The sequence below is a fragment of the Legionella sp. genome, assembly GCF_047605385.1.
In the GTDB taxonomy this organism is placed as follows: Bacteria; Pseudomonadota; Gammaproteobacteria; order Legionellales; family Legionellaceae; genus Legionella.
In genome coordinates this window covers 1-5,256 of sequence record NZ_JASGFU010000110.1, presented here as the reverse complement: position 1 = coordinate 5,256, position 5,256 = coordinate 1, and the positions used below count along the sequence as shown (strand labels likewise).

Below are 5,256 nucleotides of genomic sequence, written 5' to 3'. Positions count from 1 at the left end.
CCATTGAAAATCGATGCGCTTAAGTTCCTCTTCATTTTCTTCAGGTATTTTATTACGCAACTCTTCTTCAGGGATAATGGTTTCAAATGCCTTTTTGCGGACGTCACCAAAGCTGAGCTGATCGTGAAGCTCTTGGTTGATGAATAGCCGAGCAAATTTACGCATAACAAAAGAGTCAATTTGTTTACTTACCGCATAGTCTGTATAGGCTTCTTTTGTTTTTTCTTTAAGGTCAGCTTCAAATTGTTTGAGATTCAAGCAAAAAGCGTCCATTAAGTTATCATTCAATTGAAGGTATCACTGTGAGAGATAGCACAAAAGATAAAGATAGGTCTGCTCAGACTTCAACTCTTTTCGTAAATCATAAATGTCGTAATAATCCACAAGACTTGCGTAATAGTGAACATTTTGCTGAGAAATATTGAGTTTCGGCAAGAGTGATTTGGCGAGCTGATACAATCGTTTTATCGAAAGCAATTTTTCCCGCTCAGCACTTATCATGCGCGCATTAAAATCTTTGGTATCCTGTTTGAGATCCGCTAATTCAGAAAGCGTTTCTGTTTCTTTTTCAAGCAACAGTTTTTGCAAAGCGGATTTATTATCCGCTGTTAGGGATTCTCGAATAATCTTTCCTAACCGATTACGTTCAGCATTCAAAACATTGCTCACGATCGCTTGCAAAGTGGTTATCCAGGACGCACGATTTTCTTTTCCTGCATAAACGCTAATAATTCGATGACGATAAATTGTGGGCTAACATCACGGCGCAGGATTTGCTCCGCCTGAGCACTCAATAGTGGCTCAAATTCTTTTGACCAAATCTTATAGCCATAATGTGAGGCAATGGCCTGGCATTGCGCATAATATTGATGTTTTGTGATGATAGTTGGGTGAAAGAGTTGTCCAGGAAAATATTCTTGCATAATAAAATCAATGTCATCCTGAACCTCGTCCCATTTAAATGAAAAGAACCGATGTTTGGCTTTGAAGTAACCTATTTGAATGGCGCAATGGACCTGTGTTGATAAATTACTTCGGCTACGCATTAAGACTTGTTCGTCAGGGGTTAGGTTAAGATAGTTCAAACGCTGAATGTCATCAAAATCAGGGATCTCATATAAAGCAGCTCTCTCCGCTTCGGATAGTATCGTTAATTGCTTATTACTTGCTCGCATCGGATAAAAAACACCACAAAAAAAGTGGCGATTCTACTAAAAAACACTCCGTAAATCACCTATTTATCGGAAAGATAGAAAATATAGATCCGCCAAAAAGAATTAAAAACAGCCTTTACAGGGCTCGCGAATATTTAACGCCAACAGAAATTGATAGGCTAATAGCTGCTGCAAAACGCACTGGGCGACACGGCCAACGTGATGCGACTATGATATTACTCGCCTACAGGCACGGGCTTCGAGTTTCTGAATTAATCTCACTTTGCTGGTCACAGCTTGATTTAGATCAAGGCTTATTTTATGTTATTCGTCGCAAAAATGGCTTATCCACTCACCACCCACTCTTTGGTGCTGAATTGAGAGCTCTTCGCCAGTTAAAACGTGATTATCCAGAAACTGATTATGTTTTTATGACGGAGAGAAAAGCACCCATAACAGGAAACACTGTTCGGAAAATAATTTCCAGGGCTGGTGAAGTTGCTCAACTTGGGTTTTCAGTTCATCCACACATGCTCAGACATTCCACGGGATTTAAACTGGCTAATGATGGACAAGATACACGAAGCATTCAGCATTACTTGGGGCATAAAAATATTCAAAATACGGTACGATATACGGAAATGGCTGCAACTCGATTCAAAGGCTTCTTGAATGATTAAAAACTGTCCGGAAATTTCTGAGGTTCCCGGCTAGAACCCCAATAAGCCTATTTTTAATAATCATACTTGGATTTTGCTTATATTTAGTTTGTAAAATGGAAGATGATTGGAATAAAAAATTTAGTCGAATAATAGAGATCGAATCAGACGTTATGCGTGCTGAGAGCAATAATTTTGATAAATTTTATTATCATTTAACAGAACTCAATAATGTGATTTATTTTGAAAAACGAGAAGATTTTATATGGGGATGCGATTTCTTAATAAAATCCAAAATTGAAAAAAAGAATATGATGAAACATCATTTACAACCTTTATACGATGAAATAAACCATATTTTGCAAAAAAAACCAAACCCCCATGTTTTTGAAAACGAACAATTATTTAATATTATTCAACAATTCGACGCATTAGGAATTAAATCTGTTAGCACTCGATATCATGAAGACCAAAATCAGGATATATATGAATTATATAATGACCAACTCAATATTAGAGTGTTAAAATTACATCAAGACATTGAAGAGGTAACAAACAAATTTATGGAATTTTGGAGTGATATGGCTTCTTGAAAATCTCGGTATAGGTCATTAACTTTAGTCCCAGCTTCATGGGATTTGGTAGCCCTAATAATTTGTTCTTCTGTATAACGTTTTTTCATCTTGAGATCTCCAAGCTGATTGGAACTCCACACCGCAATGCTTATAAGCTCCATTGGATAACGGTATCGTTTATACTTCTTTTTTAACATGCTATTCTGCCTGTAAATAATATTAGTGTAGTTCAGAGTTTAATTGACGATGTCTGCATGGGAGAGTAATTATAAATTTATAGTGTATAATTTGGGTTTGAAATTTAACAAATGCATTTTATGAAGAATCAATCCCTTGACAATGATATAGAAATCTACATTAATTCCCAAAGAATAATAAATGAAAATAAGCGCTTTGCCAGCGTTCTTGGAAGCAACGTTATAGAAAACATCGAAAATGAAAAGTTGAGAGCACAGCTACTTCATTGTGAATTAAGTCTAACACAATACCAAAAAACATTAATTTATAATATCTGCGCAATTAATGATGAGGAAAGTGAAGAAGTTAAAAAAATAAGAATGCAATTAGCAAAATTAGGGGCTCTACTTTCGGAAATTTACGACTTAAAAACAATAAATGCATTAAAAGATATAGCCCATGGTCTTCATGAATCTAAATTTATTAAAAAACAAATTAATACTCGATCAATTAATTCGAAAATTTTTAATCAAATCGGTTGGAAAATATTATTGCACCCCATTTCGGTCGGCCCTTTTCAAGGAATGAGTTTATTAGGGTTACTGTTATTACATGGATATGGATGCCGAGATGGATATAAAAAAAACGAACTGGAAAAAGGTTATGTATGGATTCTGGCATTTCCGCAATATTGTCCTGAGTCTATGGAGGTACAAGAATCACAAAAGAGTTATAATCAATTCTGCTTTGCGCAAGCTGCAGATGCCATACAGTTCATAAGCAATCTAACACAAGAACAACAATTTATATTGTTAACATCTCAATTTCTTAATCCAACCTGCGCTGAACATGGAAAATCGTTGGCTTGGTTCATCCTTAATAAAAAAAGTAGTGCATTTCACAAAACACTATGGCCATGGCACTCTTATGCTCCTCTTCTAACATTGATAGATAACTTCACAGAATTACAGCACCTGGCTCTCCTAAAACAAACACCTCTTCATCCTAATGACACGAAATATGGTCAGCCTTTACTCATTACTTTATTTGATACTCAAGCTAATGAAAAATATTTATCAAAAAACGAAATAAAAAGAGAGGAATTACTTAAGATATTAAAAGAAAGTTACAACCCTCTAAATGTTAACTATGTGTTTATGAGAATAGCTAAATTTTTATCTGACAGAGAAAATAATGCTTTGCTAGGTTTTGCCTCCTTGTTCATCCCAGCTATGAATTTCAGGCAAATTATGGAGGGACTGAAAAGTTGTTACACTAAAGATTTGACCGGCCTTTTTAATTTTTTAAAAAATAATTATTCTTTTTTTGAATATAACTATCAAGAAGTGCAGGATTATTTTAATCAGTTAGATGATGATAGACTGTTACCTTTTTTCTATTACTTAAGTTTTAAAAAGCTTTACTTAAATCTTACTCAGATGATTGAACCTTTTAGAAAAGAGGATATTAAAGATATTTACTCTCACTTGCTATTTTATTATGGCGAACTATTATCTACGTCATGGTCTAACCTTACCTTTACCTCCCCTATGCCTGAAATTAATATTTTATTGGGAATGGCATTAAGCAATATAGATGAGTCCGTCTATGCAAAAATTTGTAGCTGCTTTGAAGAAGATCAACATCCTCTTTTTTTAGATATACAGCGCATTGCTCCTTCTGCTGTCCTAGAAGACTATAGTCATTATTTACAAATCAAAGGTGCTGGTGCCAATGACGAGGGGCAAATGCGCATCTTAGCTATTAGTTATGCCGAAAAAATTGCTCATATAAAAAGAATAAAGAAAACTATAGCTGAATCAACAGAAGAAGAAAATCAACATGAATTGTCTTCTTTTTCTCTTTTTAAAAGAAAAAGACAAAAGCAAATTCCAGTTACATTGGACTTAAATATGGCATCGTGAATATTTACATATAAAGAAAAAGGTTCCGCCCTTAGAGGAGCTGATCTTCGTAACAAGAGCAGCTCCCGCCACTAAAAGAAATAGCACTACTTGATCATGCCATTTAAATTTTGAATATTTGAAGTGAGCTATTGAAAATAATTGAGCCTTATCTTAATTATTCCGATGGTAGCCTTTATCATTATACAAAGGATGTTGATTTAATATTTCACTCAAAATATTTAAAACTTTCTCCTCATAAAAAATTGATTGAAAAAGGTAATAGGGGTTCTAGGCCGGAACCGTCGAAATTTCCGGAGTGTTTTTAGTCGCACTGATCTTTTTTGAGTCATCAAGGGTGACTTGGTTTATTATTGTATCAAGGTCAATGATTTTATCACCAGCAAAAATAAAGTGCCCCTGAAAATGGATGTGTTGCCAAGCCACCGGTGAAATTTTCTTCAATCTAGCCAACGCCTTCTGATTATCCTCTGCTTCATATTTTAATTTGAGCTTGGATAGTATCGCTGAATTATAATGGATAATGGCGTTGGCAATAAGCCTTGCACATTGATTGCTGATTTCAATTTCACGATCACCTCTGCCTGATAGCTGTTTTTTTTCCATAAGCAGTTGCAATAGCAGCTCGTAGTTGATGGTACGATTCGACACGGTTCTGGGAGCGGTGTACATCTCGTTGTAGTTTCCTGTCTTGAAGGTATTTTAGGGGGCTTTGTCGCAAAAATAGTTTTGGACGCGAAACGGAGAAACTGCGGACGAGTTTATG

6 protein-coding genes and 1 pseudogene are annotated in these 5,256 nt (G+C 35.3%); 3 read left to right on the top strand and 4 right to left on the bottom strand.

The window, feature by feature from the left end:
* The 3 genes from QM652_RS13990 to QM652_RS13980 form a co-directional block, all read right to left on the bottom strand.
* Positions 1-273 (bottom strand): hypothetical protein (locus tag QM652_RS13990; RefSeq protein ID WP_415076838.1); only part of this gene is annotated, 273 nt, incomplete at its 3' end.
* A 24-nt stretch (positions 274-297) separates the two neighbouring features.
* The gene (locus tag QM652_RS13985; RefSeq protein ID WP_415076837.1) at positions 298-669 is read right to left on the bottom strand and encodes a hypothetical protein; all 372 of its coding nucleotides are present in this window, start codon (positions 667-669) and stop codon (positions 298-300) included.
* 17 nt (positions 670-686) lie between these two features.
* Positions 687-1,175 (bottom strand): DUF4158 domain-containing protein, encoded by a 489-nt coding sequence (locus tag QM652_RS13980; RefSeq protein WP_415076835.1) that lies wholly within the window; start codon positions 1,173-1,175, stop codon positions 687-689.
* Between QM652_RS13980 and QM652_RS13975 the strand changes: the two genes are divergently transcribed.
* The 3 genes from QM652_RS13975 to QM652_RS13965 all read left to right on the top strand — a co-directional run bounded on the left by QM652_RS13975 (position 1,166) and on the right by QM652_RS13965 (position 4,490).
* A complete protein-coding gene (locus QM652_RS13975) occupies positions 1,166-1,834 on the top strand; it encodes a tyrosine-type recombinase/integrase (protein WP_415076833.1) in 669 nt (222 codons plus the stop codon). The two genes, QM652_RS13980 and QM652_RS13975, sit on opposite strands and share 10 nt — an antisense overlap.
* Before the next feature lie 95 nt (positions 1,835-1,929).
* Positions 1,930-2,406: a hypothetical protein gene (locus QM652_RS13970; RefSeq protein ID WP_415076831.1), complete on the top strand. Its 477-nt coding sequence runs from the start codon at positions 1,930-1,932 to the stop codon at positions 2,404-2,406.
* A 299-nt stretch (positions 2,407-2,705) separates the two neighbouring features.
* Positions 2,706-4,490, top strand: a complete 1,785-nt coding sequence (locus tag QM652_RS13965) for a hypothetical protein (RefSeq protein ID WP_415076829.1) — start codon at positions 2,706-2,708, stop codon at positions 4,488-4,490.
* Positions 4,491-4,838: 348 nt separating this feature from the next.
* Here the strand turns inward: QM652_RS13965 and QM652_RS13960 are convergent.
* Positions 4,839-5,256, bottom strand: a pseudogene (locus tag QM652_RS13960) (Tn3 family transposase); the annotation flags it as partial.

Bases quoted from the DNA above. Each gene is read 5' to 3' on its own strand.
- QM652_RS13980 (WP_415076835.1), bottom strand. From the start codon at position 1,175: ATGCGAGCAAGTAATAAGCAATTAACGATACTATCCGAAGCGGAGAGA.
- QM652_RS13970 (WP_415076831.1), top strand. From the start codon at position 1,930: ATGGAAGATGATTGGAATAAAAAATTTAGTCGAATAATAGAGATCGAA.
- QM652_RS13965 (WP_415076829.1), top strand. From the start codon at position 2,706: ATGAAGAATCAATCCCTTGACAATGATATAGAAATCTACATTAATTCC.